Origin of the sequence: Pseudomonas sp. IPO3749 (assembly GCF_013386605.1) — a bacterium.
Classification (GTDB): domain Bacteria; phylum Pseudomonadota; class Gammaproteobacteria; order Pseudomonadales; family Pseudomonadaceae; genus Aquipseudomonas; species Aquipseudomonas azotoformans_A.
This window is the reverse complement of record NZ_JACARN010000042.1, coordinates 29335-55652: the sequence shown is the minus strand read 5'-3', so window position 1 is coordinate 55652 and position 26318 is coordinate 29335. Positions and strand designations below refer to the sequence as shown.

Genomic DNA, 26318 nt, shown 5'->3' with positions numbered 1-26318 from the left:
ACAACGGGAGATGTAGCACACATGGAAACCCCTTACTTCTGGACAGACGACGAGATGCTGGATATCGGCATCGACCAGTTGCTTCTTGCATCACGACAGTGGTCGAGTAGGATTGAATCCTACCCTCCTTCGGCGGACTTCCACATGCGCTCAACCCAGCAAATGAGCATTACCTTGCCAATCGAAATGGCGGCCCTGGTCAAAGCCAAAGTCGCGGCCGGTGAATATGCATCCGAGAGCGAAGTGATCCGCGACGGCCTGAGAGTATTGCTGGCCCGTGATCGCGCCATGGAAGACTGGCTGCGGGACGAGGTGATCCCAGCTGCGGCAGCCCTCAAGGCCGAGCCCGAGCGCGCGCTGTCCGTCGAACAGGTTCGAGAACACATGGCAGCCAAGCGTCAGCGAAAAGGCACCGGGAAAGCGTGAGTTACACGGTAGCCTTTTCGCCTGAAGCCTTGGCGCAACTCGACGCCCTTGAAGACTACATCAGCGATGCCGGTTCCCCAGTTATAGCTGCACGCTTTATCGACAGCCTCATCCGCTACTGCGAAGGCCTTTGCCTGTTTCCCTTGCGCGGCACCCGCCGTGATGACCTGCTCAAAGACTTGCGCATCACTCACTATCGGCGCACCACGGTCATCGCGTTCGTGCTGAACGCTGCCAGCGAAACGGTATCGATCCTGGGCCTGTATTACGGCGGCCAGGATTATCTGGCGTCGCTGGAGTGCAGCGAAAGCTGATCGAAATCAAATGCTGGATTCGCCATGGGTGTGACCTGTCCGTTTATGTTCGGAAAATTCGGCGAAATACTTCAAAACGGTTCTATTTAGTATAAATTGCGTGCAGTTCATCTAAGGCATTCAAGGAGGTTACCCGTGGCAACTTTGCAAACGAACACAATTCAGGCTCTGCTGGATAATCGAAGCGCCCTCCTTGACGAATGGAATGCCAGCCTCGAGGCCTCGGGCGCTACGCGCAACATCAAAGGCGACGATATCAAACAGCAGACCCATGAGTTCCTGAATCTGCTGACTGAGGCCCTGCAACTGGGCGGTTCCCAGAATACCGACCACGAAAACTGGGCGCAAACCCGTGTATTCCTGGAAAAACTTTCTCACAGTCGCGCCCTCGCCGGTCAGGACTCGCAACAAACCGCCAGTTTTATCTTCGCCCTTAAAGGCCCCCTGTTCGCCCTGCTCCAACAGGTATATGCCGATCAACCTGTGCAGTTGGCCGAACAGCTGTTGAAGATATCGGAGCTGCTCGACGCACTGGGCATGCACACCATCCGCACGTTTCAGAAGTCCCGCGAATCGGTGATCAAACGCCAACAGGAAGAATTGCTGGAACTCTCCACCCCAGTCGTCAAGCTGTGGGACGGCGTGCTGGCCCTGCCGATGATCGGCACCCTGGACTCGCAGCGCACACAGGTGGTGATGGAGTCGCTGCTGCAACGTATCGTCGACACCGGCGCGGAAATCGCGATTATCGACATTACCGGTGTGCCGACTGTCGACACGCTGGTCGCCCAGCACCTGCTCAAGACCGTGACCGCGATCCGCCTGATGGGTGCCGATTGCATCATCAGCGGCGTGCGCCCGCAAATCGCCCAGACCATCGTGCACCTGGGCCTCGACCTGCAAGGCGTGGTCACCAAGGCCAACCTGGCCGACGCTCTGGCCCTCTCGCTCAAACGCCTCGGCGTCACCGTCACCAAGGCTGTCTGAGCATGGAACGCATCCCTATTTTGCAGATGGGCGAGTTTTTGCTCGTGACCATCCAGGTGGACATGCACGACCAGCTTGCACTGACCTTGCAGGACGACTTGTCCGAGCGCATCAGCCGCACCTCGGCCAAAGGCGTGTTGATCGATATTTCGGCGCTGGACATGGTCGACTCGTTCATCGGGCGCATGATCGGCACCATTTCCGGCCTGTCCAGCATCATGGATGCCCAGACCGTGCTGGTGGGCATGCAACCGGCCGTGGCTATCACCCTGGTAGAACTGGGTATGACCCTGCCCGGCGTGGCCACTGCATTGAATGTCGAGCGCGGCATGAAACTGCTGCGCGACCGGGTAGAACGCTCATGACCCAAGCCAGCAATGGCACCCACCCGGTGCTGATCGAACAGGATGTCGTGCTGGCTCGACAACTGGTGCGCAAGTTGGCCCAGGACTGCGGCATGCGCCTGATCGACCTGACCAAGCTGGTCACGGCGGTCAGTGAACTGGCCCGTAACACGGTGGTGTATGGCAAGGGCGGCCACATGGACTGGGCGGTGATCGAAAAAGACCACCGCTTCGGCGTGCGCCTGACCTTTCGCGATGAAGGCCCGGGCATTCCCGATCTGAAGCTGGCGATGACCGACGGCTGGACCTCCGGCAGCGGCTTGGGACTGGGACTGACCGGCGCCAAGCGCCTGGTGGATGAATTTGAACTGGACACCACACCCGGCAAAGGCACCCGCGTGACGATCACCCGATGGGCCTGAACATCCCCAGCGTCCTGACGCATGTATTGTTGATTGAAGACACCAGCCAGATCGGCCATGCCCGGCGCACCGCGCAGCAACTCGCCGAAGGCCTGGGCTTCGACGATACCGACGCCGGACGCGTGGCCCTGGTGGCCACGGAACTGGCCAGCAATGTCTTGAAGCACGCCGACCATGGTCAATTGCATCTGCGCGCCACCGGTAACGGTGGTGTCGAGTTGGTGGCCATCGACCGTGGCCAAGGCTTCGACCTGAACAGTTGCCTGGTGGACGGCTACTCCACCGGCGGCACCCAGGGCATTGGCCTGGGGGCGATTTCACGCCTGGCCCAGGTGTTCGATGTGTACGCCGACCCTCGTGGCACGGCGATCCTGGCCAGGTTGTACCCCCGCGGCTCACTGGCCAAGGACATTCGCTACGGGGTCAGCCAGCATTCACTGCACGAGGATCCGCATTGCGGCGACGCCTGGCACCTGGCAATCGAACCTGGCCGCTTCAGTGTGATGGTGGCCGACGGACTCGGTCATGGCGAATTTGCCGAGCGTGCCGCCCGAGCAGGAGAGACGGTATTTGCCCAGAACGCGTTTCTGGACTCGACGGTGCTGATGAACGATATACACATCGGCATGAATGGCACCCGTGGCGGCGCCCTGGCCGTGGCCCAGTATGATGCCGAAGCCGATAACCTGAGGTTCACTGGCGTGGGCAATATCGGCGCCAGCCTGGTCGCGCCGGACAAGTCCCGTGGCCTGGCCTCACACCCCGGCATCGTGGGCGTGCAGTTTCGCAAGGCCCATGCCTTCGACTACGCTCAGGTGGGCGGCCAATTGCTGATTCTGTACAGCGACGGCCTGCAATCACGTTGGAATCTCTTGGACTACCCTGGACTCGTCCACCGCCACCCTGCCCTGATCGCCGCTATCCTGCACCGTGATTTCTGTCGCGGCCGGGATGATGTCACGGTCTTCGTGATTGCCTTGGAGGCCATTGATGGCTGACACCCCTGCCTCGCTCGCCGCAGAAGTGCAACGCCTTCGCCTGGAGACAGATGCCCTGCGCACTGAACTGGACGAAACCAACCAGGGCGTTCTAGCGCTGTATGCCGAACTGGACACCCAAGCCGACCAACTGCGCCAGGCATCGGACCTCAAAAGCCGCTTTCTGTCCTACATGAGCCATGAGTTCCGCACACCGCTGGGCTCGATCCTGAGTATTACCAGTCTGCTGGCCGATGAGCTGGACGGCCCGTTGAGCCCGGAACAGCACACCCAGGTCAGCTTCATCCGCAGTTCTGCGCGCGAACTGCGCGAGATGGTCGACGACCTGCTGGACCTGGCCAAGATTGAGGCCGGGCGCATCAGTATTTCCCCGGCCTGGTTCGATATGTTCGACCTGTTCTCGGCGTTGCGCGGCATGTTTCGGCCGATTGCCGATGCAAGCTCGGTGGACCTGATCTTCGAAGAGCCATCCGGCCTGCCCAAGCTCTACACCGATGACAAAAAGCTGGCGCAGATTCTGCGTAACTTCATCTCCAATGCACTGAAGTTCACGGCGCAAGGCGAAGTGCGGGTCTCGGCGCGCATGGAGAATGCACACGAAATCCGTTTTGCCGTGCAGGACACCGGCCTGGGCATTCCTGCCGAATTGCACAGTAATCTGTTCGAAGACTTTTCCCAGATTGACTCGCCGCTGCAGAAACGTCTACGCGGCACCGGCCTGGGCCTGTCGCTGTGCAAGCGTTTCGCCGAATTGCTGGGTGGCCGGGTGGGCGTGGAAAGCACACCTGGGGTGGGCTCGCTGTTCTTTGTGATCATTCCCTTTTCCCTCGCCAGCGAGACCGTCGATGAAACGTGACATTGAGCTACTGATCGTTGACGACAACGCCGCCACGCGCTACGCCCTGCGCCGGCGCCTTGAGCGTCATCATTACCGGGTGCTGGAAGCGGGCACCGGCCAGGAGGGGCTGGACCTCATCGCCAGCGGGAAAATCGATGCCCTGGTCCTGGACGTCAACCTGCCCGACATGAGCGGCTTCGACATCGTCCGCCGTTTGCGCGCCGACCCGGCCACGGCCTTGCTGCCGGTGGTACACGTCTCTGCAGCGTCCATCGAAACCGGCGACATCATTACTGGGCTGGACGCCGGCGCTGATGCCTACTTGATCCACCCGATAGACCCGGACGTGTTGCTGGCGACCCTGCGTACCTTGTTGCGCGTGCGTGATACCGAATACGCCCTACGCGAAAGCGAGGCGCGCTTCAGAGAGATCTTCTTCAACATCAGCGCACCGATTGCGGTGATGGACGCACAGCTGAAAGTGCACGAATGCAACCACGCGTTCGCCCAATTGATTCACGACAACCTCAATCCGGACGCCCTGCTCGAATGCTTTGCCGCCGATCAACTCGCGGTGATCCAAGAGCTGTGCCTGCGCCTGGGGGCCGGTGAGCGCTGGAAGGGAACGCTGCAGATGAAGGTCGACGGGCAACTGCGCGAAACCGAGTGGCAGATCTCGCCCTATGACCGTGCCGAATTGAGCCTGGTGTTTGTCGAAGATGTCACCGAACATCGCCATCGCGAACGCCACCAGCAGGCCGAGCTGGCCAACGCCGCCAGCCAGTTGGCGCGAACCGAAGCGCAGTTGCTCCAGGCGCAGAAAATGGATGCCTTGGGCAAGCTCACCGGGGGCATTGCCCATGACTTCAATAACTTGCTGACCGGCATCATCACCAGCCTGGAGTTGATCAAAAAACGTATCGAAAGCCAACGCACCGACAAGGTGCTGGGCTATGCCGACGCCGCGCTCAGTTCAGCCCTGAGCGCCGCTGGCCTGACGAACCGACTGCTTGCCTTTGCCCGCCAGCAGCCACTGGACACCCGGCCGATTGATATCAATGCGCATATCCGTTCCCTGGAAGAATTGCTGGTGCGCACCATCGGTGAACACATCGCCTTGAAACTGGAGCTGACCACCAACCCCGCCGTGGCGATGGTGGACCCGATCCAGCTGGAAAGCGCAGTGCTGAACCTGGTGATCAACGCTCGCGATGCGTTGCCCCTGGGCGGGATTATCTGGGTCACGACGTATCCGGCTTACTCCAACGGCAACCTCAAGCTGGAAAACGGTCCCTACGTCGCCCTGTCGGTGCGGGATAACGGTGTCGGTATCGAGAACAGCCTGATCGATAAGGTGTTCGACCCCTTCTTCACCACCAAGCCCGTGGGCCAAGGCACCGGATTGGGTCTGTCGACCATCTACGGGTTTGCCCGCCAGTCAGGCGGCGATGCGCAGATCCGTAGTGTGACCCGTCAGGGCACCGAAGTGACCATCATGCTGCCCGCCGCCGAGAGGCCCGCCACCCTAGCCACCAAGGCGCTGCCGATGCCGGGCAACAGCAAGGGTGAACACATATTGATCGTCGAAGACATGCCTTCAGTTCGTAGTTTTGTCGCCGAGGTACTGACGGATGCCGGCTACCACTGCAGCCTGGCAGCGGACGGCGACGAAGCCCTCGCCATTCTGAAGGCCGCCCCTTCCATCGACCTGCTGCTCACCGATGTCGGCCTGCCCTACATGACCGGTCGTGAGCTGGCCGACCATGCGCGCGTCCTGCGTGCCGACCTACCCATCCTGTTCATGACCGGCTACGCCGAGAATGCGGCCAACCGACAGAACTTCCTGGGTGAACGCATGGACCTGATTACCAAGCCCTTTCATATCGATGAATTGCTGGAAAAGCTCCGGCAGGGCTTGGAGGCAGAGCGTTAAGCACCGTTAAAAGGGGACACCGGGTTCAACGTGGGTGAAGTTCATCGTTAAGCTTGGTAGGGTGATCGGCTCTAAATCCCCCCGACTGACTGCTGGCAATCATCAATGACTCACTCCGCAAAAAAATACTTTGCACTCCGGATCGGCGTGCGTGCAGCGGGCGTGCTGTGCGTCGCCACCCTGGGCTTTTTTGCCTGGCAAAGTTACTACCCCGTCAGTGCCGCCAAGGGTTGGAACGTGCGAGTCATACACCGTGACGTGCCCAAGGCCGCCTCGCTGATGCCCATGGCGGATGGCTCGTTGATGGTCAGCCAGGAACTCGACAAGGGCAAAGGCAGCATCGTGCGTATTCACCCCGACGGCACCCGTGAAGGGGTGGTGACCAACCTGTCCAAACCGGATGGTATCGTCCGGACCCGTGGCGGTTGGGTGTTCAGCCAGGAGTCTGCCGATTTGCCCGTCAGCTTCTTCAAGGACGGCGTCGTCACCGAACTGTTCACAGGCGAAAGCGTACAAGGCTTGTGGGATGACGGCGACGATCTCTACGCCATCGAAGACCGCAAACCCACCGGGCGCCTGCTGCGTTATCGCTGGAGCGACGGCGCCCTGACCGTGTTGCGCGACCAAGTGCAGGAAGGCGAATCCATCGTGCGCTGCACGGATGGGCGCCTGCTCTACAACGAAAAGCAAAAAGGTGTGGTACGTGAGCTGACCGATGATGGCAGCGACCCGGTGGTGCTGGCCAACCTGAACCAACCCACGTTCCTGATGTGCGATGAGCGCGGGTTATGGGTCAACGAAGACGCCACCCATCGGGCACGCCTGCTGTTGATTGATAAACAGGGGCGCCAGCAAACCATTCTCTCGTTCTTGAAAGCACCACAGTCGATTGTCCCGACAGGACGAGGGACTTACCTGCTGGCGGAAGGCGGCAGAGACCGAATATTGGAGCTGGTGCCCGATACACTCACACCCAAACCTGCGGGCCATTAAAAAACGCCCGCGCATTGCTATCCAACGTCTCCAGGTGATAGCCGCCCTCCTGCACGATCACGCACGGCAATCCCAACCCGCGAATGCACTCACCCAACCGCGCGAAACCCTCCCGTGTAACGGCGACTTTGCTCTGCGGGTCCAGCTCGTAGATATCGAAACCCAGTGACAACACCAGCACATCTGCCGAGAAGTTTTTCACCGCCGCCAAGGCCAGTTCCAGTTTTTCGAAGAACACCGCCTCGCTGGCATCGTGGGGCATTGGCAGGTTGAGATTAAAGCCTTCACCTGCTGCGCTACCGCGCTCTTCGGCGAAGCCGGCAACGCCAGGGTAGAAGTTGGTGGGGTCACCGTGAATCGAGACGTAAAGCACGTCGTCACGGTCGTAGAAAATCTCCTGGATACCTTGGCCGTGGTGCATGTCGGTATCGAGTACGGCGACGCGCTGGAAACCTTCCCGCAATGCCTGGGCAGCTACCGCAGCGTTGTTGATGTAACAGAATCCTCCTGCGGCATCGTAACGCGCATGGTGGCCCGGTGGACGACAGAGGGCGTAGGCGGCCGGTGCGCCATCAAGAATGTCCTGGGCGGCAGCCACGGCGCTCTGGGCCGACCAGTAGGCCGAGCGCCAGGTCAGTTCGCCGATCGGGCAACTGCCATCTGCGAGGTAACGCGCCGCATGGGCAAGGATGCCGCGCAGGGCGTTGGGTTCGCGCACGAAGATATTGGACATAACTTCGTCGCCCCAGTCTTCGGGGATTTCCTTCCAGCGCTGGTGGGCTTCCTGCAGGAAAGCCAGGTAGGGCGCACCGTGTACGGCCAGCAAGGGATCAAGGCCGTAGTCCTGCGGCTGCTGGATGTCGAAACCCAAGGTTTGCGCGGCCAACAACAGGTTACGGGCGCGCTCGGGAACCTCTTGCGGCGTACGCATCTGGCCACGGGAGTAGTAGCTGCGCGGATGATGCAAAAGTTGTTCGGGATGAAAAAACGTACGCATGAAGAAATCTCCTTACTGAACCTGGCCGGCGCGTTTCAACACGGCATTGAGCAATACGTCGGTGCCCTGGCGCACGTCCTCGGGCAACACGTCTTCGGCTTCGTTGTGACTGAGGCCGCCGACGCAAGGGATGAAGATCATCGCTGTCGGGCAATAGCGCGCCAGGTGGATGGCGTCGTGGCCGGCGCCGCTGACGATGCGTTGTTGGCTGTAACCCAGGGCATCCACGGCGGTTTGCACGCAGGCGACGCAGTCGGCGTCGAACGGTGTGGCCGGGCTGATCCAGTGTGGACTGACGGTCACGGACAGCCCGCGTTGCTCGGCGATGGCCTGCAGTTGTTGGCGCACTTGCTGTTCCATGGCGTCGATATCGACGTCGCGGTGATGCCGCAGGTCGACGGTGAAATTCAATAGGCCAGGAATAGTGTTGCGCGACGATTTGGCGATGCTCAGTTCACCCACGGTGGTCAGGCCTTCGGGGGCAAAATCCGCCGCCAGTTTCTCCAGGGCCTGGATCATTTGCGCGGCGCCATACAAGGCGTCTTTACGCAGCAGCATCGGCGTAGTGCCGGCGTGGGCAGCCATGCCTTCGACGCGCACATCCAGCCAGCGAATCGCCTGCCCGCCGGTGACCACACCGATGCTCTTGGCGTTGTCCTCAAGAATCGGGCCCTGCTCGATATGCGCTTCGAAATACGCATCCACCGCGCCGCCCAAGGGGCGTGAGCCGTTGTAGCCGGTAGCACGCAAAGCCTCGGCCACACTGATGCCATCGACATCGGCGGTGGCCAGGGCCTTGTCCAGTGCCAGGGTGCCGGTGAATACCGCCGAACCGAGCATGGCTGGGGTAAAACGAGCGCCCTCCTCGTTGGTCCATACCGCGATTTCCAGTGGCTTGCGTGTCTGGATCCCATGATCGTCAAGGCTACGGATCACCTCCAGACCCGCCAATACACCGTAGACACCGTCGAAACGCCCACCTTCGGGTTGGGTGTCGAGGTGGCTACCCATCATCACCGGCGCCGCGTCCTTGTCCGTTCCGGCACGACGGGCGAACAGGTTGCCGATGGCATCCACGCTCAGGGTCAGCCCGGCGGCCGTGCACCAGTGGCTGAACAGTTCGCGACCGGCTTTGTCTTCGGCGCTCAAAGCCAGGCGGCAACTGCCGCCGCGTGCCGTGGCGCCAATCTCGGCCATGGCCATCAGGCTGGCCCATAGGCGCTCGCCATTGATCTTCAACATTACAGACACTCCATCAAACGCTATGGGCCATTTCATGACGGTGGGCGGTGGCATGCCGGCGCGACAACGCCAGCACACACACCAGCGAGACCGCCGCGATCAAGCTGTAAAACACTGCCATCGGCCACCATTGGCCTTGATATTCGTGGGCCAGCCAGGTGCCGATCAACGGCGTAAGGCCGCCCGCCAGCGCACCGCAAACCTGGTAGGCCAGGGAGATCGCGGTGTAGCGCACACGGGTTTCAAACAGGCCGCTGACGAAGCCGGCGATCACCGCATAAAACGAGGCCATGCACACCACCGCCAAGGCGATGCCGAGGATGATCAAGGGCGCCTGGCCGCTGCTGACCAATACGAACATTGGGTAAGGCGAAGCCATGGCCAGCACCGTCATTGCGCACAGGAAACGCGTGGCACCGACCTTCTCCGCCACGCAGGCGGCCAGCGGCTGGACGCAGAACTGGATGATGGCGACGAAGAACAGGCACTCCAGAATCAACGAACGCGGTAGGCCCAATTGCTGAGTGCTGTAGGCAATCATGAAGGTGTTGGTGAAATACACACCGGCAATGCCCAACGTGTTGGCACCGATACACAGCAGCAGCGGACGCCAGGCGGTTCGCAGCACTTCAATGACTGGGGCCTGGTCTTTCTTGATCGCCCGCGCTTTTTCCGCCAAGGCTTTGTCTTCAAGAAATTCCGGCGACTCATTCACGCCCAGACGAATCGCCAGGCCAACCACCAACAGCAACGCGCTGGCCAGGAACGGCAAGCGCCAGCCCCAACTCATTAACGCGTCTTCCGGCAGACGGGTGACCGCACTGAACGCGAGCAGCGAAAGGATCAGCCCAGCCGGGCTGCCCAATTGCGCGAAGGAAGCAAAGAAGTTGCGCCGACCTTTCGGCGCATGCTCGCCCGCCATCAACACCGCCCCGCCCCACTCGCCGCCAACGGCAATACCCTGCACCACACGCAGCAGGATCAGCAACACCGGCGCAGCCGCACCGATCTGCGCATAGGTCGGCAGCAGGCCGATGCACACGGTGACCACACCCATCATCACCAGGGTAATCACCAAGGATTTCTTGCGGCCGATCCGGTCACCGATGTGCCCGAACACAATGCCGCCCAGCGGCCGCGCGAAGAAACCCACGGCAAAGGTACCGAACGCCGCCATGGTGCTGAAGAGTTTGTCTTCGGAGGGAAAAAACAGTTGGCCAAACACCAGCGCCGCGGCGGTGGCATAGATATAAAAGTCGTACCACTCGATCATGGTGCCGATAAAAGCGGCGGCCGCAGCACGGCGAGGCTGGGGCGAAGCGGAAGGCTTCATGGGGCTGGCTCCTTTGGTTATTTTTTTGGCAGGAGAAAGGTCGAACGCATGCGCTCTGATGGCGCTTGTTAGGGGTGATTTATCGTCTTGGGGCTATGATTAGTCAATTTTCTATTTATTATTCCAATTATAAACCCTGCTTATTATCGAGCTGCGCCATGCCCGAAGCCCGCCGCGACATTCACCCCTTGCTCAACGACCGCCTGGACTGGAACCTGCTGCGCACCTTCCGTGTGATTGGCCAGGAGCTGAGCATCAGCCGCGCCGCCGCCCGCCTGCACCTGACCCAGCCGGCGATCAGTCAGGCGCTCAAGCGCCTGGAAGAACAGCTCGACTGCCAACTCATCGTCCGCCGTGGGCCGCGCTTTGTGTTGACCGAGGCCGGCGAGCAGATCTTCGCCATCGCCGGCGAGATGTACGGCCAGGTGTCGCAGATGAGCAATGCCCTGCAAAAGCCCGGTGATGAAGTGATCGGCAAAGTGCGCTTGCTGATGATCAGCCGGATCAACTCGGACACCTTCGATGAATTCCTGGCGGATTTTCATCGTGAACATCCTCGGGTCGACCTGGAAGTTGAGGTGATGCGCAGCTCGGACATCGTTGCCGCGCTCCTGGAAAAAACCGCGACCCTGGGGCTGAGTCTTAACCGCCGACCGCAGCCACGCTTGGAACAGCACCTGTTCCTGCGCCAGCGCTATGCGTTTTTTTGCGGGCGCCATCACCCGCTGTTCGGGCGCATTGGTTTGGCGGAGGGCGATCTGCAGTCGGAGAACTTCGTGAGCTTCACCAGTGACCAGATCGGCGGGATGCTCTCACCGCTGACGATTTTCCGCGACCAGCAGGGGTTCAGCGGGCGGATTGTGGCTTCGTCCTCAAGCCTGGAAGAAGTGCGGCGCTTGGTGATCGCCGGCTTCGGCCTGGGCTGCCTGCCGATCCATGTGGTGGCGGAGGATGTGAAAAACGGGCTGCTCTGGCGGTTACCGCCGGATGAGGGAATAACGGACGTGGACATTCATCTACTGTGGAATCGAGAGCAGAAGATGAGTCGGGCGGAAGCCGTGTTTATTCAGAGCCTGGCAACGCGCCTGGCTGACCACGGCGCGCACGTTTCTAAAAGTTGATGAACGCCGGCTGTTTGCACATCGTTAGATTGCCGAGGTTTTCATTGATATCGAGCTTCGATGTGCCGATATCGAATTGGTAATACACCTTCCATGAAATCGCGGCACGGGTAGCGCTCGTGCAAAACTTTATCAACTTGGCCTTGCAGGTGGCCTCGTAATAAGTACCGGCGAGCGTACGCGCCGGGCTGGCGCCTGGGTCTTTTGATTGGCAAGGACAGTGGGACAGAAACACCTCGGCTTTTGCCGGCGGACGGCCGCGCAACGCGACGAAATTTTGCACGCACTCATCAAAGTGCTCGATCAACAACTCTTCGGCATGCCGGCTTTCGGCTTCCACCCCCCGTTGCGTTGCCAGGTCCCGCGCAATGGGCAGCAATTCAGCGTACTTCGCCTGGTGTATCTGCGGGGAGGGTGGGACTTTAAGCAGCTGCGCACTGACCCTCAGCTTATTGCCCACAGCACTGTTGGCGACCTGATCGCGTGATTGCCGACTGACGAATACATAGTAACGGGCGCCTTCCAGGCTCAACACCAAACCGATCGCGCCCGCACGCTCACGAAGCGGCAATGCTTCGCTGAGTGTGTTCCGATAAACAAGCATGGACCTCTCCAATTCAATCGATAATCCCGAACAGAAATCCAGCGTATGCACGGACTTCGGCAGCTCTGAAGGGTTAACGGTTGAGGACCTGGGTTTATTCCGTCGCCATTCCTGGGCGCCCGATGGACGCCCGGTTGATGTGAGAGGTCAAACCAGGAGAACAGTGAGCCTTTTACTCAACGTCCCCGCTCTTTATTGGCTTGGGAGAGAACCGAGGCCGCCAGGGATTTGGTGTCCTCACTGTACTTGTCGCTTTGAAGCACCTTGCCCGCCTTTTCCTCCAGCTCAGCGCTCGTCTGCTTCTCGGTACTACGCTGTGCCAGCGCTGAAGCGGCAAGGCTTTTGGCAATGACTGAAGTGTCTGGATCATTGAGAGTATCGGCCGCCAGAGCCGCTATCTTGCCGGAGGTTTTTTTCGTGTTCTTGCTCATGATGCAATTCCTTTGCAGTGGGTCGCGCGGGATCGAGTGCGCCATCACAAGGTAATAAGTCGCCGGTGCTACTGCAATGTCCTCCCTGTAGGTCGCGTTGGGGAAGCCTGTATGAAAGGTGTATGGCCCACGTAGTGCGTACTAGAGCGTCGCATCGATAGCACTGATGATTACTATCGAAACGAGCGCCTGCCCGATTTTCTGCACTGATTCCTATAATCGCCCCCTAATTCCTTCCCCCTCGCCTGGCTTCGGGCGACGTTCACCCTGGAACCCAACACCATGCCAAGTGCCAGCCAGGCCCCTCGCGGCCTTCCCGAACATAATCAACAGAGCGTCAAACAGCAGTGGCTGGCGATTCTCTCGGTCGCCGTGGGCGCCTTTGCCCTGGTGACCAGCGAGTTTCTGCCGGTGGGCGTACTCAACGACGTCGCTGCCGACCTTGGCATCAGCGCCGGCCACGCCGGACTGATGGTCACCCTACCCGGCATCATGGCCGCGATCGCCGCGCCTCTGCTGTCAGTGATTATTGGCGCGATGGATCGCCGTTACTTGCTGATCGGCCTGACACTGATCATGATCATCGCCAATATGGTCGTGGCCTTTGCAAGCGACTTCAGCCTGCTGCTGTTCGGCCGTGTATTGCTGGGCATCAGCATCGGCGGCTTCTGGGCCACGGCCATCGCCCTCAGCGGCCGCCTGGCGCCCAAAGGCGTGGACGTCGCGAAGGCCACTTCGATCATCATGATGGGGGTGACCCTCGCCACCGTACTCGGCGTACCGGTCGGCACCTGGCTCAGCGGCCTGATGGGCTGGCGCATGACCTTCCTGGTCACCGCGCTGGTGGGCCTGCCGGTGCTCTTGGCGCAGGTCCTTCTGCTGCCATTGCTCAAGCCGGAAAAAGCCATTCTTGTCAGCGACCTGCCAGCGTTGTTCATCAACCCACGGGCCCGGGTCGGCTTGATCGCGGTACTGCTGATCGGCCTGGCGCACTTTGCCGCGTACACCTACGTCGCGCCCTTCTTCAAGAACAGCTCCGGCTTCGATGGCCCGACTATCGGCTCACTGCTGCTGATGTTTGGCATAGCCGGTGTGGCGGGTAACATTTTTGCCGGATTCGCCGCCAACCGCAGCGTGCGCTACACCCTGCTGCTGGTCGCGCTGATGATCGGCACCAGCACCGCCCTGTTCCCCTACTTCGCCACCGGCCTGACCGGCGCCGCCATGCTGATAGCGCTCTGGGGCTTCGCCTTCGGCGCCTTCCCGGCCTGCGCCAGTATCTGGATGTTTGTGGTAGCGCCCAAGGATGTGGAGCGTGGCATGCCGCTGTTTGTCGCGCTGTTCCAGGTGATCATTGCGCTGGGGTCGTTCTTTGGCGGGCGGATCGTTGATCAGATGGGCACTTCGGTGCTGTTGAGCCTGGCGACGGCGTTGGTGGGCGTGGGCTTTGTGACGGTGCTGGTGCTGGGGCGCAATGTCAGTAACAGCTTGGCGGCGCAACCTGCCTGACCAGAGAAGTACTGACTGAAAAGCCTGCTGAGTGTTGAGCTCAGCAGGCTTTTTCGTTTAATGGGGATGAGTATCGGTGGTGGCACCTGACTGACTTGCATCCTTAGTCAGAATAAATGAGCTAAACGCCAGAAAATCCCCTAGATGCTGAGTGATGATCGCAACGGTGATCGGCAATTGAAGGGTTTGATACTCATGAACGGCGATATTACGAAAACCGACCATATTCTTCAGGTTGGTCAACAAGGACGGGCTCACCCACCCACCTTGGGATAGCAATTGGAACACGTCACGTGCGCCCTGAGGGACGCCCAGCCGCTCACGACGGATCAAATGCTGCCCCATATCCAGTGCAGCTTCGCAGGCACGCTGAATGTTGAGAATCGCCGCATCCTGCCGAGTGAAATCAGTCGCGAAACTGTCAGGGTCCTTGTCGTACTCCTCGCGAGCGCGAGCCACATAGCGCTCAATGCTCGAAGCCTTGTTGAGGAGCACATCATCGACCATGCACTTTTCCTTCCGTCTGAATATCGGCCAACAGCGCTGCCCTTGCAGTGTCCAGCGCGGTTTTTTCACTGAGGATATAGCTCTCGAAAATACCTGCCTGACTGTCCTTGTTCCAGAGCCGACGCCCGGTTGTTATTACCTGATATTGCATGACCGTGGAGGCCGCGCGCAGGTCCAGCAGATCGACGGGCACCGCCACGATGTCAGCAAGCTCCCCCGCTGTCTGCCACAGCAGTAGCGGGTCCACTGTGCCGGCAGCAAGCACTGCCAGGTCGAGATCGCTGTCGGCATTCGCCTCACCCGTCGCTTGACTGCCAAACACATAGACAGCCATCAGATCAGGGACACTCGCCAATAACTGCGCCAACACTGCTTCAACGTTCATGTTGCGACTCATGGTGCCATCCGATGAATGACCGTAGCAGAATTCATCTTCAAATTTCTGCCCCAAACGAAAAACCCCCGACAACCTTTAGGTTATCGGGGGTTTTTCGTTATTCAATAATGGCGGAGAGATAGGGATTCGAACCCCTCCCAAACTACCTGTAGGCCGCTGTAGGCCCTAAAAACGGGCATACAAGCCATCCTCTATTGGCTCAGTGCGGCCTATGGCGGCCCTGAATATGCCCTAATTATGCCCTAACGGCGCGCCCTCCTACCAACCTAAGTCTGACGCCGCCGCTCGTTTTGTAGAACCGCTTCAGGGAAACCCACCCAAATCCCATTCTGGTCCAGCCCCCGGCCTGCCAAAGTATCGCCGGCCAGATCATTGAGGTTGATCTCACACCGCACCACCGCTGCCCCGGCGTCCTGCCGACCGAACACCAAACCCGCATTTGCACGCAACAGGCCACGGCTTATACCAGAGCTGGACGTAAATGGCGCCATCGAACTCCTTGGCCTCGTTGATACAGATGCCGAGCCGGCCATGCCGTTGACCTTCGCGTACTGCAAGCGCGGATGAAGATGGGCCCTGGAGTCGGGTTGAACACTCAGGTCTGGTTCGATATCCGGCCCAATGGATCAATGTGGTGGTCGCCGACGTGAACTTCTGCCTGAAGAGGCTGGATCTTCCTGAGCTGATCATCAGGGATGGCCGCGCCATTCTCGCGACGGCGAACAAGGAGGAAGTACATCCGGTATCAATTTTGCGTTTAAAAGTATCGAAGGTTTTTGAAGCATCCAGCACAATCCGCCCCGCAGGGTGGAAATCGGCCACGGCTTTGCCATAATCAAACCTCATCAACCTTTGAGGTGGAACATGGGCGGAGCGATAAAATCTGAAGGGGGGTCGAAGCTACTGTTACGTCACGTTAAGGTAACTGGATCTGATTTCGCGATTGAAGCCATCAATAGCACTGTCAACATAAACGACATGTACGCCGAGGTTAAGGTGGTTGTGAAAGGCGTTAACATTGACATTAACGCTAGCCGCATCACTCATATCGAGAATTCTTCCGGGGCTGGAAACCTTTCTCTGGCTGACAGTATTCGGAGATACATCCATGGCCATGATTGAAATCGGCGGCAAAGGTGATGTAAAAGTTAAGGACAGCACGACAACAGCCGATACCCTTATCAAGTCCATAGGCGAGAACAGCGACCTGAAAGCAGATATCGATAACTGCCATGCAGGCGTGCCCCACACAAAAACTTACGCAAACGGGAAAGGTCTTCTTGTCAAATTACGTGACTGGGTTCTTGAGAACTTAATAAAGTCAGCTTTAGCATTTGCTACACCATTGTTTTTAGGCTATCTGGCGCACCGATTCCTCTAAAAGTTATTTTTTGGAGGGTGTTACCTGAGACCTGCTGATATAGCCTCGCAGGCGAGCCCAGCTATTCGTGCTTGATCATAAGCTGCCGCCAACTCTCCCGCTCTTTTGTCAGCCCGCTGGAACAATTCGGAGAGCACCATGGCGGCGCGGGTGGCTGACGCGCCTCGCTGGGCAGCTCCGGGATCGCTGCAGGAAGTTGAGGCAAGCTTACTGGCCTCGACGTGCAACCGGTCACTAGCAACATCAGCAACACTGGCATCAGCAGACGCTGCCTTAATCTGTTCTCGCGCATCATTTGCCTCCTTATTCACTAACGATTGTCGGCGTTGCTCTTCTGCTCGAGCAGCATTGCCCGCCTCGGTTATGGCGAGCGCCCAGGTCTCACCGTTTTCTGCCAGTTGCTTTCCGTAGCGCCAGTCCTGCACCTGCCAGGTGACGCCGGCGGCGCTGGCCATCAGCACCAGGATCAGCACCACCAGCCCGGCCAGCTTCTGCACGGGCGTCATCACGGCACATCCTTGAAAAAGATGTGATGCCCGAGGCGCAACGTCTGCTTGGCCTTGGCCGCCCAGGCCGGGGCCTTGGGCATCGTGGTTGCGTAGTAATGCGTGGCCCCGCCGGTTGGATCCGGTACCACGCCGGCCATCACCTGGGCAGCCGCACGCAGGGCCTGGGCGAGCTGCGCAGCCGGGATCGGCTTCGCACCACTGAGGTAGGCATAGTTCGGGTCGCTCTTGTTCCAGCAGCTGAACTGCCAAGGTTTCAGGCACACGCCGGCGTAGCCCTCGCCCCACCAGGACTTGGCCTTGCCGTCGAACACGCGGTTGCGGATGGTCCAGGCCACGGCGATCTGGCCGTCCAGACCTTCGCCGCGGGCTTCACCCCAGAGCGTGCGCGCCAGAATGTCCCGGTCTTTCTCTGTATTGGTCATGCTTTTCTCCAGGCAAAAAGAAACCCGCTCGATGGCGGGCTAAATCAGGTTTATACGTTCTTCGCTGACACGTCAGGCGTTCGCTTGTAGAATCCGGCGCGATATCAATTAGCCCACGGCCATGCCGAAGAAAGGGAATTCATGCATAACAAAAGCTTGAGCTATCGACCAGACATTGACGGGTTGAGAGCATTGGCCGTTTTGGCCGTCGTCATTTTCCACTTTAATAAAGACTGGCTGCCGGGCGGATTTGTTGGCGTAGACATCTTTTTCGTAATTTCCGGCTTCTTGATTACCGGGATCATCGCCAGGCAGCACGCTGCAGGCACATTCTCGTTTGGCGAGTTTTACATGCGGCGCGTTCGGCGGATCCTGCCTGCTGCATTCTTCGTAACGCTTTGCACCCTAGTGTTCGGCCTAGCGTTCATGCTTCCCGATGACGCCAAGGCGCTATCCAGTTCGGCCATCGCTACAACACTGTCCGCTGCGAACATATACTTCTGGAAGTTTCTCGATACCAGTTACTTCGCTGCCTCATCAGACACCGTTCCGCTGCTGCACATGTGGTCACTGGGCGTTGAAGAACAGTTCTATTTGATCTGGCCTGCCCTTCTACTACTGACCCTAAAGTTCGGTGGGCGGATGCTGGCTGTAGGCGCTGCCTCTGTCCTGGCAGCTGCCTCATTTTGGTACGGCGAGCATATGTTGATTAGCGATCCGACGTTCGCTTATTACATGCTGCCTTCTCGCGGGGGTGAATTGCTTATAGGTGGTCTTGCCTTTTTTGCATGCGATGCAATCAAAGGAAGAGCAAGCCGGCTTGCTTCCGAGGCGATAGGGCTTGTGGGGATCGCCCTGCTCGCCTGGTCTTTGGCATTCATTCGGGAAACCGAGGGGTTCCCGGGATTCATATCCTTGATTCCATCATTGGGCGCTGCATTGGTAATTGCCTCTGGTAGCATTGGTAAAACAGCAGTCGGCAGCGCCTTGTCGATTCGCCCTATGGTAGCCATTGGTCTTGTGTCGTTCTCTCTATACCTGTGGCACTGGCCTGTTCTTGCTTTTTACAGGTACGCCTATGGAAATCCAGTAGGCATTGGGTACGCTTACTGCGCAGCAGCAATGGCTCTACTGACTATTTTTTCATACTTCTTTATCGAGAAACAATTTAGAACCCCGTCAGTAAACGGTGCAAAAATACGAACAGTGGCAATAGTCGCATGCGCCGCATGCCTAGTATCGATATCTTGGTACGCCATAAACAACAAAGGGCTGATCAAAGCGCTTTCTCCTGACGGATACTACGCAAAGGTTCTTGAACACTACCATCAAACCAAAGCCGCTTATAGATACGACTACAACTGTCAAACACCGAAGTTCTCTAAAGACCTTATCAGCGCTGACAAATGTATTTTAGGACCGAAAGACGCCAAACCCACCGTCCTTGTTTTCGGAGACTCAAACTCTGCCCACTACGTCGGGTATGTAAAACAAATAGCAGAAGAAAACAATATAACCGTCAGAAACATTTCTCATGATTCCTGCATTCCTCTTTCCGGCGAAAAGAGTAGAGAGTACGTAAAAGAACGGTCGCGAGACTCTTGCGTCCTGTTCAACAAGATGATCAGGGACAACATCGCTAATTACGACACTCTATTTGTTAGCGCGGACTGGCCCGGCTACAGATACCACGGCAAAAATTTCTTCTCAGACATTGCAGACCTGATAGACGAGCTGTCTAAAACCAATAAGCAAATAGTGATCGGATTAAAGGTCCCAATCTTCAAGGACTATGACCGTCGATGCGATGCAAAAGCTATAAAGATACCGTTCATGCAGTGCGGCCCTAGAGGGGCGTATTCGGACAGCGGTGAAACCGAAGTAAACAACAAGATTATTGAAATATCTAGCAAGTACGAAAACGTTTCAACCTTTAGCGTTAGAGACTACATATGCAAGGGAGGAGAATGTTCGGCCTATCTGAACAGCAAGCCGGTTTACTTCGATCTTGGCCACATTAGCATGGCTGGGTCGGAGCAAATCGGACAGTTGTCGTTACGTGACAAATCCTACCCAGAACAGCTAGCGCCCAAGAAGTAAGCATCAAGCTCCAGGTAGTTAACCTACCTGGAGCTATATCCTCAAGCCCCTTCGATAGCGCCGATAATATTTCGAGCGATTAGTGAGTGCCCAACCCGGTTAGGGTGAACCTCATCAGAGGTTATCGATTTCGGCGTAATTTGCTTCAGAGCCGTGTAGTTATCGATGAAATCAAGCGACAGGCTCTTTGCCTTCGAGTAGATAACATCCCGGCCTCTCTGCATAGAAAATGCCCGACCAACCTCGGCAGTTTCTCCAACAGGGTTTGCAACCATGAGGATGATGTCTACACCGGTAATTGCGGCAAGCATGTCACCAAGCGTCTGAGAGAAGGTGTTTTCACTCCTCGGACGCCCCACTTCGAACAGCCGATCATTGGTTACTAGCTGGACGAATACGAAGCTGTCATCAGCGCCATATGCAACACCGTCGCCGCTGGTGTTGCCGGCGAGGTTGTACATTTTGTATCTGACCGTATCAGAGCCGTTAATGCCCTGGTTAGAAACGCGAATTACCTTGTCTACCAGAATCGCTTCAAGCCGAAGCCTTCTGGTCCCAGCCCTTCCGCCGCGAGAGGTGCGAATCTCGATTTCCTTGTTCCGCACAAAGGCAAAAGAGTGGTGGCGGGTATTCCCGTACCCCTCTACGGCTCCATCTACACCGGGCGCAGTATCGTAGGTTCCGACCAGCGCGCCATCTATCCGAAGCTCGTAGAATGTCGCATCAGAAGCTAAAGACGTGTATGCGACCGTAAACCCATAGCCTGTAAACATGAATTTTAGAGAGGTGTACGACGCCCCTGTCGAATCGCCATCTCCAAGCTGCCGCTGAAAACGAAGGACGCTATTCGGTGAGCTTACATCCGTAGCAGCCTGTGCAGAACCAACTGGTGTCGTTGTGAACCCTCCCATTGCAGGGTAAAGCTTCCTGCTTACAGTGAAAGACGCAATAGACTCACCAGAAGGACTTGCCGGCCAGTTGCTCAAAACAGGGGAAGCACCACTTGCATAGTTTTCACCGAGATAGCGCTTTACTTCGTTGACAAAGGAGGGCGTTGAGAAAACATCTCTCGGGTCGGAGAGAGTCCCGTCTCGAGGATCTGCGCTAGGCCCCTCCCCTGTGCCGGTACCGAACGTAATTGAGTCTCCAATCCATACGATCCCAACGTGCTGATTCAGCGGGTCGGACAGCGCCTCCTTCAGTTTGCGAAGTTGGCCGCCAAATGTGTTGAATGTCGGTGCAATGGTGAATGCCGACTGGCAAGGCTCGCGGCTGTAGGAGCCGATTTTGAAGTGGCCATTCACATACGCATTGCCTTTTGGGATCGACGTTACGCTATAGGTCCTCCCGCCAAGATCAATGGTTTTGCCAGAGTGCTCCAATTCGAAGCTGGCAAATGCGGAGGTGTCATCCGAGGAGCCGTCACCAACAGCAAAATAGGGAGAGCTCAGGACGGAGGGCATATCCGTCAGTCGATCCCGAACCGTTCGACCGCCAAACTCGACGTTTGCACTACCTCCAACAGACCTCAGCTCTTGACGTAATGCCGCATCACCCACAGCGACGAGTTTTGATTCATCAACCGCCCAATCTCCAGTCAACGTAAGCGGCAATTCAGCTTGGTCTTTTACCCGATACAATTCCAAGTTCCGCTGAAGAAGCTGAGTCTGCCTCTCTAGTACCGCGTTAGCAGCATAAGCAACAAACTCCGTTTCATAGCTCGAATTTGATAGAAACTCATCAAACTCTCTCTCCATACTGTCTAAAGCTTCATCAATTTCCGCCCGAACCCGCTCAACTGCCGTCGCGACATCCAGAGTAGCGATGTCTAAAATCATAGGTGCTACATATCCATAACGGCTAATCCGAATATCAATACGATCATCGCTCGTATAGAAAAAAACCCGTGCGTTTGCATCGGCCCGGAAAGGGTTTTCAAGAGGAACGGTAGCTGCAGAGTCCGAAAACAAGGGTGCCCGATTCTGAGTACCATGGACGAACACATCCACGCTTGCATCTGGTAGCAGAGATCCATCTTCCGCTCTCGCAGCGAAGAACTGAATAGGTTGCATAGTCGTTCTCTTTTCAAGTCATAAATGTTATCGCCGGAGCGAAATTTAGCTGTGAGCGCACACTACTCCAGGTGTCATAAGCTGCGGCGCAGAGATAGTAAATTTGCCCGGGCGCTAGCCCGGAAATCTGCCCGGAATTTGACGCCCCCTGATAGCCAATAGTCCCTGAAGATGTCGGATCGAACCCAGGGGAAGTCGAGAATATAAACATATATCCAGCAGTATCAGGAGTGGTACTTAATGCGCAACTAACATTCGCTGTCAGACCACTAACAACAGCATTTGTACCAGCAACTACCGGAGGAGCAGTATTGGTGACTATAAGAGCCGTCACAGGGGCGCTACCTGCCGCGTTTCGCTCAACCACCTCTACTCTATAGCTTCTAACAAGCGCGCCATCCACCAAAGCATCTGAGCGCTGATAGGTGAAGGTCGTAGCGGTAGTAGACACCTCACGCAGCAACGCGTTGTTAGCGGCATTTCGAATGCGTACTAGCCGATTTTCCGCACGCGCATCACCTGTCCAGTCCACAGTAAAATATGGAGTTTCAAAATCACCGATTAATTTAAGATATTGTGCCGCACCAGGAGCGACCCGCGCAGGAGAAAGAACTATGCTATAGGCAGTCACATCAGCCAAGTCTTCCAGTGCCCGCCCGAACACATTAAAGGACCGGAATTTAACCCAAACTTGTTTGCCAATTTGATCTGCTGCATAGGTGTACTTCCAGATTGCATCATCAAGACGTACAAAAGATGAATCTACTGGATGGCTAGAGACCGCCGAACTTAGACGCCCGCGCCGCAGATACTGCAAGTTGTAAGAGCCTACATCTGTCAGAATAGCATCGCGGTAGCTAATCAGTTCACCGTCAATCCAACATAAGGTAGCACCGCTGTCTGCTTCAGCCGTCGTAGCGGCAGTTAGCTGATCTGCAACATCGAGCTTTATAGACAATGTATTAGTAATATCTGGATCACCGCCAGCGGGTAACGGCATTGTTAATCGCCCAAAGCGAGATCGACCATACACACTTTCGACCATTCTATAGCTATTGCCATCAGCACTAATCCAGACTTCACACCCCCCCCAACTTTCACCCGCGCCACCCACTGCCCCCCACACCTGAAGTTCACCTGCAAGTAAAAGGCTCTCTGGAGGATTAAATATTACTGGCGGCAGTATTGGGCCTGGCTCGGCATTTTGATTGCCCTGGAATCCGGCCTTACTTTGGACCGGGTACTTTGGTGCACTACCAATACCAAGTAAGGCGTCCTCAGCGACAATGGCTAACTTACCGTCTTCGTCTTCCTCAACAGAGATCAGCCTGACTAGCCTCCGGTCAAGTTTCAATCCTGGCTCAGTTACCGTAACCAAATCCATCGGTTCTAACAAAACATGCTGCCACCCTAGTGAGAATTGGTACTCATTGCGGACGTATAGCTTGCGCTGAACCAGCAACTGCGCCGAATGAGCTCCAATTGCCGGATCGCAAATTTCATAGGCTTTGATGGTATCCATAGGCCTAGAGCCGAACTGCTCGATGGCAGCCTGATCAACACCACGCACCACGTCGGTATTGTATTCGTGAGCACGATCAAGAATCTCCAGAGACACTTCATTATAGCTGTCGGCCTGGCTCTTGATTTTAATCTGAAGTGGCGCTGTGCCATCCTCTGACAGAAAGTCATCATATGTCAAGTGAGCTACAGGCATAACACTGGGATACCAGGTAACTCCGTTTCCAGTTACCACCTGGTCTCCGAAAGGAATCACCTTCATTTTCCCCGCCGACCAGACTATTTCACTATTGGTCAATTGCAGCCACCGAGTAATGGCTTCACTGGCCGGCGCCTGCTCGTCAAGTACAGGGCTCAACAAGAGATTTTCTGCTAGACAATAGTCACGATAGCTGCTCATGTCCTCAATCCAGCTTGAGTCAAAACCCACACCATCTAGCGGATCCATCAACAACCCAGGTAAAAACAACCCAGGGTTAGCATCCGGCAAGCCTGGAACTTGGTACGGACCGTCAACTTCGAAAGTATGGTTTTGCACTCCTGCATTGTCATTAAGAAGATAGTGAGCCGCATACACGTAAGCCGTATCGGAATAGGCAATAGCTTCGCTCGGGTGCTTGGTTTCTAGATAGCCCCACACCGGCTGGTCCGGGGTTCCAGCCATAAAACTCAAACCAATTTGGGCTAAGGCAGATTGCGATACGCCGCCCACGATTTTTTCCTCGAAGACTTCCTTGTCACGAAAAATGCGTCTTACTGACCCCAACTCCCCACGGCCAATGCCAAGAATAATGGCTGCATAGTAAGTGTAAGTGGTGTCCTTCTGGGTCGCTCCGCCGCCGCCCTTACCGCCAGTCTTAGTCTTGGTCGTTTTGGCTACAGCCTCAAAGTCGGTGTAATACACAAGGTTCGGGCTGATACGGTTACGCCCAGCAATCCACGCAATGGGCTTGCCGCTGGCACTGCTCTGGATCTGTAAGGCGTTGATGCGTGTTGCGCTGTTAGAGATGCTGCTGCCACCGCCGCCCATCATTCGCTCCCATATCTGTTCAGTGAGTAATACCGTACCGGCCGACTGTTCAGGCGTTCTTCCCGCATGTCCGCTACCTCTACGCCGATATCACGATACGAATGAATGATGCGGTGCTCATCGATGACGACGGCGCCGTGACTGTAGGTGCGCCCAAACTTCCAGATCGCCACATCCCCAGGCTGAGGGGTATGGACCTCATGCCCATACTCATCCAGCCACCCGAGGTACAGTTCCTGACTACGGTGCAAATGCCAGTCCTGGGCATAAGCACCAGGATCAATCCACGGCATAAGTCCGACAGCGTGATAGACCTCAATCAGTAACCAGGCGCAATCGACCCCAACACCAATAAGGTGCTGCCGGTGCGCGTAAGGCGTTTTGAGCCATCGCCGCGCCTCGGCCAGCACGGCTGCGCGCTGTTGTTGCTCCAGTGCAGTCATACAGATGTCTCCGCGACCGGGATGAATGGCATCCCGCGATAGCGACCACGGTTGCCGAACTTGTTGGTGCACGCATCCAGCGTGCGCGGGCAACCGGGATAAATCAGGAATTGATCACCAGCTTGGGGAACCGCTGGCAAGCCAAGGATCAAGCTAATAACCCCGCTTCCCGTCTGCCGCCGGACCGTTCGTGAAACGCCGGCATTACCGCCATTCACAAAACGAATCACCCCTTGGTCAAACCATCCATGTTCCGCCGTAACATCGGTCTGGATATTTAGCGCTTCAGTACTCGCCATCACACGACCTGCCGTTTCAAACAACGCACGGTTAACACCGCAATCAGCGCTGTACACGGTTCTCAAGCAACCCGGCTGAAAGACGCCCTTAGGGACCTTGGTGTCGAGCAACTCCATGGGCGACTTGACTGCAAACGTTGCCTGCTCACGATCTGCAGGGTCAACTTCAGCCACACGGCCAATAAAACGCAGGACTGTGCCCACTACAGGCGCCCCCCAGTCCCTCATGAAGGCCCGGCTGAGGGTCAGTGACGCACCATCGAACCCGCCGGCAGCAATGAACGCCAAAACCGGCTCGCCCAGCACTGTGTCCTCTACGCCGGCATAAAAAGTGACGTTCAGGGTGTCAACCTCAATGCCGCGCACCATCCGTACCCCCGTACGCTTGATCAGCGGACCAGAGGCTGAGTAGTTCACCTGGTCGGCATAAATTTGAATGCCTGCGTTGGTGTAACGCAGCACTTGGCCGCTGGCCAGGGCAATGGTGTAAAGGTCAGCCATAACAAAGCTGCGCGATGTGGCCAGAAATTGCTTCAGTTCGGGAGTAACCGCGATCATGGCTTGATGCTCGTGAAAGAGACGTTTTTCATTTCCCAGATCTTTCCGAAGGGCTGCGCGCTATCGAGGGAGTCCGAGTCGTAGGCGCAGCGGAAAAAGAAGGCCCCTGTCCATTCAAGTGCCGCACCGACTGCAGGTGGCTGAGGGAAGGTGACCGCCCCCAATGCATCAACGCTGTAAGCGGTCCCAAGAACGCCACCAACGGTCAGCACCTCAATGTTGACCACACCGTAAATCGGCTCTACCCAACCTCCGATGCTCCGGGAGAGCTGAAAGGTCCGGGTGACACCATCGCCGAATCCAAAGCGGTGCTTCGTCACCTGATGGTCAGTTCGGTCAAAGAATAAAAAGTCACCAAACTGACCTTTGCGCTCGTTGAAAAACTCCACCAAGCGCGTCCACTCATCCAGCCCTGGACGTTTCCGAACAGCGTTGTAATTGATCTGAAACGACCAGACCGGAGCAGCGTAATAGGCCGTGGTACGACGACGACCACTCACTGACCTCTGTACACCGGTACTCCACTCCGGTGCCTTCTTGGCTAGTAACGTCTGCCCAGGCATATGGGGCAAAACGTCCTCAGCCAT

At 57.0% G+C, this 26318-nt stretch carries 28 protein-coding genes and 1 pseudogene; 14 read left to right on the top strand and 15 right to left on the bottom strand.

Annotated features, from left to right (window positions below; translation table 11 throughout):
- Positions 1 to 144: 144 nt before the first annotated feature.
- The 9 genes from HX812_RS17410 (at position 145) to HX812_RS17370 (ending at position 7255) form a co-directional block, all read left to right on the top strand.
- Positions 145 to 426, top strand: coding sequence for a type II toxin-antitoxin system ParD family antitoxin (locus HX812_RS17410; protein ID WP_038848366.1), 282 nt, complete (start codon positions 145 to 147; stop codon positions 424 to 426).
- Positions 423 to 740: a type II toxin-antitoxin system RelE/ParE family toxin gene (locus HX812_RS17405; RefSeq protein ID WP_038848339.1), complete on the top strand. Its 318-nt coding sequence runs from the start codon at positions 423 to 425 to the stop codon at positions 738 to 740. The genes HX812_RS17410 and HX812_RS17405 overlap by 4 nt, the downstream gene beginning before the upstream one ends.
- A gap of 135 nt (positions 741 to 875) precedes the next feature.
- On the top strand, positions 876 to 1727 hold the full coding sequence (locus tag HX812_RS17400; RefSeq protein WP_033902633.1) for an STAS domain-containing protein: 852 nt from the start codon (positions 876 to 878) through the stop codon (positions 1725 to 1727).
- 2 nt (positions 1728 to 1729) lie between these two features.
- Positions 1730 to 2092, top strand: a complete 363-nt coding sequence (locus HX812_RS17395; protein WP_033902634.1) for an STAS domain-containing protein — start codon at positions 1730 to 1732, stop codon at positions 2090 to 2092.
- Entirely contained in the window at positions 2089 to 2493 is a 405-nt protein-coding gene (locus HX812_RS17390; protein ID WP_038848336.1) for an ATP-binding protein, read from the top strand. The genes HX812_RS17395 and HX812_RS17390 overlap by 4 nt, the downstream gene beginning before the upstream one ends.
- Positions 2484 to 3491, top strand: a complete 1008-nt coding sequence (locus tag HX812_RS17385; protein ID WP_152514737.1) for an ATP-binding protein — start codon at positions 2484 to 2486, stop codon at positions 3489 to 3491. The genes HX812_RS17390 and HX812_RS17385 overlap by 10 nt, the downstream gene beginning before the upstream one ends.
- Positions 3484 to 4347, top strand: coding sequence for a sensor histidine kinase KdpD (locus HX812_RS17380; RefSeq protein WP_033902636.1), 864 nt, complete (start codon positions 3484 to 3486; stop codon positions 4345 to 4347). Before HX812_RS17385 ends, HX812_RS17380 begins: the two co-directional genes overlap by 8 nt.
- Positions 4337 to 6262, top strand: coding sequence for a response regulator (locus tag HX812_RS17375; RefSeq protein WP_038848333.1), 1926 nt, complete (start codon positions 4337 to 4339; stop codon positions 6260 to 6262). Before HX812_RS17380 ends, HX812_RS17375 begins: the two co-directional genes overlap by 11 nt.
- Positions 6263 to 6367: 105 nt before the next feature.
- Positions 6368 to 7255: a hypothetical protein gene (locus HX812_RS17370; protein WP_050572469.1), complete on the top strand. Its 888-nt coding sequence runs from the start codon at positions 6368 to 6370 to the stop codon at positions 7253 to 7255.
- Here the strand turns inward: HX812_RS17370 and HX812_RS17365 are convergent.
- From HX812_RS17365 to HX812_RS17355, 3 genes are read right to left on the bottom strand one after another with little or no spacing between them, the layout of a single operon-like run.
- Entirely contained in the window at positions 7230 to 8252 is a 1023-nt protein-coding gene (locus HX812_RS17365) for a histone deacetylase family protein (RefSeq protein WP_038848332.1), read from the bottom strand. The genes HX812_RS17370 and HX812_RS17365 overlap by 26 nt on opposite strands.
- Before the next feature lie 12 nt (positions 8253 to 8264).
- Positions 8265 to 9494, bottom strand: a complete 1230-nt coding sequence (locus tag HX812_RS17360) for a Zn-dependent hydrolase (RefSeq protein WP_038848330.1) — start codon at positions 9492 to 9494, stop codon at positions 8265 to 8267.
- A gap of 13 nt (positions 9495 to 9507) precedes the next feature.
- Positions 9508 to 10827 carry an MFS transporter gene (locus HX812_RS17355; RefSeq protein ID WP_038848328.1) on the bottom strand — a complete coding sequence of 440 codons (1320 nt, stop codon included), beginning with the start codon at positions 10825 to 10827 and terminating at the stop codon, positions 9508 to 9510.
- A gap of 158 nt (positions 10828 to 10985) precedes the next feature.
- Here HX812_RS17355 and HX812_RS17350 point away from each other — a divergent pair, with 158 nt between their 5' ends.
- The gene (locus HX812_RS17350; RefSeq protein WP_038848326.1) at positions 10986 to 11948 is read left to right on the top strand and encodes a LysR family transcriptional regulator; all 963 of its coding nucleotides are present in this window, start codon (positions 10986 to 10988) and stop codon (positions 11946 to 11948) included.
- On the opposite strand, the gene HX812_RS17345 is transcribed toward HX812_RS17350, so the two are convergent.
- Positions 11938 to 12603 (bottom strand): hypothetical protein, encoded by a 666-nt coding sequence (locus tag HX812_RS17345; RefSeq protein WP_256738062.1) that lies wholly within the window; start codon positions 12601 to 12603, stop codon positions 11938 to 11940. The genes HX812_RS17350 and HX812_RS17345 overlap by 11 nt on opposite strands.
- A 125-nt stretch (positions 12604 to 12728) precedes the next feature.
- Positions 12729 to 12983 (bottom strand): hypothetical protein, encoded by a 255-nt coding sequence (locus HX812_RS17340; RefSeq protein ID WP_038848318.1) that lies wholly within the window; start codon positions 12981 to 12983, stop codon positions 12729 to 12731.
- Positions 12984 to 13265: 282 nt separating this feature from the next.
- Between HX812_RS17340 and HX812_RS17335 the strand changes: the two genes are divergently transcribed.
- Positions 13266 to 14492 (top strand): MFS transporter, encoded by a 1227-nt coding sequence (locus tag HX812_RS17335; RefSeq protein WP_038848315.1) that lies wholly within the window; start codon positions 13266 to 13268, stop codon positions 14490 to 14492.
- A 57-nt stretch (positions 14493 to 14549) separates the two neighbouring features.
- Here HX812_RS17335 and HX812_RS17330 read toward each other — a convergent pair whose 3' ends face one another.
- The 3 genes and pseudogenes from HX812_RS17330 to HX812_RS32120 all read right to left on the bottom strand — a co-directional run bounded on the left by HX812_RS17330 (position 14550) and on the right by HX812_RS32120 (position 16069).
- Positions 14550 to 14999, bottom strand: a complete 450-nt coding sequence (locus HX812_RS17330; RefSeq protein WP_038848311.1) for a DUF86 domain-containing protein — start codon at positions 14997 to 14999, stop codon at positions 14550 to 14552.
- On the bottom strand, positions 14989 to 15384 hold the full coding sequence (locus tag HX812_RS17325) for a nucleotidyltransferase domain-containing protein (protein WP_038848306.1): 396 nt from the start codon (positions 15382 to 15384) through the stop codon (positions 14989 to 14991). The genes HX812_RS17330 and HX812_RS17325 overlap by 11 nt, the downstream gene beginning before the upstream one ends.
- 396 nt (positions 15385 to 15780) lie before the next feature.
- Positions 15781 to 16069, bottom strand: a pseudogene (locus HX812_RS32120) (hypothetical protein).
- Between HX812_RS32120 and HX812_RS32420 the strand changes: the two are divergent.
- Together HX812_RS32420 and HX812_RS17315 are read left to right on the top strand one after the other, a co-directional pair.
- Positions 16031 to 16231, top strand: a complete 201-nt coding sequence (locus HX812_RS32420; RefSeq protein ID WP_161630249.1) for a hypothetical protein — start codon at positions 16031 to 16033, stop codon at positions 16229 to 16231. The pseudogene HX812_RS32120 and the gene HX812_RS32420 overlap by 39 nt on opposite strands.
- A gap of 273 nt (positions 16232 to 16504) precedes the next feature.
- A complete protein-coding gene (locus tag HX812_RS17315) occupies positions 16505 to 16777 on the top strand; it encodes a hypothetical protein (protein WP_038848300.1) in 273 nt (90 codons plus the stop codon).
- Positions 16778 to 16797: 20 nt separating this feature from the next.
- Here the strand turns inward: HX812_RS17315 and HX812_RS17310 are convergent, their stop codons facing one another.
- On the bottom strand, positions 16798 to 17283 hold the full coding sequence (locus HX812_RS17310) for a DUF2514 family protein (protein ID WP_038848299.1): 486 nt from the start codon (positions 17281 to 17283) through the stop codon (positions 16798 to 16800).
- Positions 17283 to 17708: a cell wall hydrolase gene (locus tag HX812_RS17305; protein ID WP_038848295.1), complete on the bottom strand. Its 426-nt coding sequence runs from the start codon at positions 17706 to 17708 to the stop codon at positions 17283 to 17285. Before HX812_RS17305 ends, HX812_RS17310 begins: the two co-directional genes overlap by 1 nt.
- 141 nt (positions 17709 to 17849) lie before the next feature.
- Between HX812_RS17305 and HX812_RS17300 the strand changes: the two genes are divergently transcribed.
- Positions 17850 to 19808 (top strand): acyltransferase family protein, encoded by a 1959-nt coding sequence (locus HX812_RS17300; RefSeq protein ID WP_050572468.1) that lies wholly within the window; start codon positions 17850 to 17852, stop codon positions 19806 to 19808.
- A gap of 41 nt (positions 19809 to 19849) precedes the next feature.
- On the opposite strand, the gene HX812_RS17295 is transcribed toward HX812_RS17300, so the two are convergent.
- The 5 genes from HX812_RS17295 to HX812_RS17275 are packed head-to-tail and all read right to left on the bottom strand — an operon-like array spanning position 19850 to position 26294.
- On the bottom strand, positions 19850 to 21880 hold the full coding sequence (locus HX812_RS17295; protein ID WP_152514736.1) for a hypothetical protein: 2031 nt from the start codon (positions 21878 to 21880) through the stop codon (positions 19850 to 19852).
- Positions 21881 to 21893: 13 nt separating this feature from the next.
- A complete protein-coding gene (locus HX812_RS17290) occupies positions 21894 to 24434 on the bottom strand; it encodes a phage tail protein (RefSeq protein ID WP_080642411.1) in 2541 nt (846 codons plus the stop codon).
- Positions 24431 to 24874 carry an NlpC/P60 family protein gene (locus HX812_RS17285; protein ID WP_038848290.1) on the bottom strand — a complete coding sequence of 148 codons (444 nt, stop codon included), beginning with the start codon at positions 24872 to 24874 and terminating at the stop codon, positions 24431 to 24433. The genes HX812_RS17290 and HX812_RS17285 overlap by 4 nt, the downstream gene beginning before the upstream one ends.
- Positions 24871 to 25731, bottom strand: coding sequence for a DUF2163 domain-containing protein (locus tag HX812_RS17280; protein ID WP_038848287.1), 861 nt, complete (start codon positions 25729 to 25731; stop codon positions 24871 to 24873). Before HX812_RS17280 ends, HX812_RS17285 begins: the two co-directional genes overlap by 4 nt.
- Positions 25728 to 26294, bottom strand: a complete 567-nt coding sequence (locus HX812_RS17275; protein ID WP_256353741.1) for a DUF2460 domain-containing protein — start codon at positions 26292 to 26294, stop codon at positions 25728 to 25730. The genes HX812_RS17280 and HX812_RS17275 overlap by 4 nt, the downstream gene beginning before the upstream one ends.
- Positions 26295 to 26318 lie beyond the last annotated feature (24 nt).

Bases quoted from the DNA above. Each gene is read 5' to 3' on its own strand.
- HX812_RS17305 (WP_038848295.1), bottom strand. From the start codon at position 17,708: ATGACCAATACAGAGAAAGACCGGGACATTCTGGCGCGCACGCTCTGG.
- HX812_RS17335 (WP_038848315.1), top strand. From the start codon at position 13,266: ATGCCAAGTGCCAGCCAGGCCCCTCGCGGCCTTCCCGAACATAATCAA.
- HX812_RS17310 (WP_038848299.1), bottom strand. From the start codon at position 17,283: ATGACGCCCGTGCAGAAGCTGGCCGGGCTGGTGGTGCTGATCCTGGTG.
- HX812_RS17410 (WP_038848366.1), top strand. From the start codon at position 145: ATGCGCTCAACCCAGCAAATGAGCATTACCTTGCCAATCGAAATGGCG.
- HX812_RS17275 (WP_256353741.1), bottom strand. From the start codon at position 26,294: ATGCCTGGGCAGACGTTACTAGCCAAGAAGGCACCGGAGTGGAGTACC.
- HX812_RS17370 (WP_050572469.1), top strand. From the start codon at position 6,368: ATGACTCACTCCGCAAAAAAATACTTTGCACTCCGGATCGGCGTGCGT.
- HX812_RS17285 (WP_038848290.1), bottom strand. From the start codon at position 24,874: ATGACTGCACTGGAGCAACAACAGCGCGCAGCCGTGCTGGCCGAGGCG.
- HX812_RS17355 (WP_038848328.1), bottom strand. From the start codon at position 10,827: ATGAAGCCTTCCGCTTCGCCCCAGCCTCGCCGTGCTGCGGCCGCCGCT.
- HX812_RS17280 (WP_038848287.1), bottom strand. From the start codon at position 25,731: ATGATCGCGGTTACTCCCGAACTGAAGCAATTTCTGGCCACATCGCGC.
- HX812_RS17300 (WP_050572468.1), top strand. From the start codon at position 17,850: ATGCATAACAAAAGCTTGAGCTATCGACCAGACATTGACGGGTTGAGA.
- HX812_RS17395 (WP_033902634.1), top strand. From the start codon at position 1,730: ATGGAACGCATCCCTATTTTGCAGATGGGCGAGTTTTTGCTCGTGACC.
- HX812_RS17385 (WP_152514737.1), top strand. From the start codon at position 2,484: ATGGGCCTGAACATCCCCAGCGTCCTGACGCATGTATTGTTGATTGAA.
- HX812_RS17380 (WP_033902636.1), top strand. From the start codon at position 3,484: ATGGCTGACACCCCTGCCTCGCTCGCCGCAGAAGTGCAACGCCTTCGC.
- HX812_RS17340 (WP_038848318.1), bottom strand. From the start codon at position 12,983: ATGAGCAAGAACACGAAAAAAACCTCCGGCAAGATAGCGGCTCTGGCG.
- HX812_RS17365 (WP_038848332.1), bottom strand. From the start codon at position 8,252: ATGCGTACGTTTTTTCATCCCGAACAACTTTTGCATCATCCGCGCAGC.
- HX812_RS17390 (WP_038848336.1), top strand. From the start codon at position 2,089: ATGACCCAAGCCAGCAATGGCACCCACCCGGTGCTGATCGAACAGGAT.
- HX812_RS17325 (WP_038848306.1), bottom strand. From the start codon at position 15,384: ATGAACGTTGAAGCAGTGTTGGCGCAGTTATTGGCGAGTGTCCCTGAT.
- HX812_RS17290 (WP_080642411.1), bottom strand. From the start codon at position 24,434: ATGATGGGCGGCGGTGGCAGCAGCATCTCTAACAGCGCAACACGCATC.
- HX812_RS17330 (WP_038848311.1), bottom strand. From the start codon at position 14,999: ATGGTCGATGATGTGCTCCTCAACAAGGCTTCGAGCATTGAGCGCTAT.
- HX812_RS17315 (WP_038848300.1), top strand. From the start codon at position 16,505: ATGGCCATGATTGAAATCGGCGGCAAAGGTGATGTAAAAGTTAAGGAC.
- HX812_RS17375 (WP_038848333.1), top strand. From the start codon at position 4,337: ATGAAACGTGACATTGAGCTACTGATCGTTGACGACAACGCCGCCACG.
- HX812_RS17360 (WP_038848330.1), bottom strand. From the start codon at position 9,494: ATGTTGAAGATCAATGGCGAGCGCCTATGGGCCAGCCTGATGGCCATG.
- HX812_RS17295 (WP_152514736.1), bottom strand. From the start codon at position 21,880: ATGCAACCTATTCAGTTCTTCGCTGCGAGAGCGGAAGATGGATCTCTG.
- HX812_RS17350 (WP_038848326.1), top strand. From the start codon at position 10,986: ATGCCCGAAGCCCGCCGCGACATTCACCCCTTGCTCAACGACCGCCTG.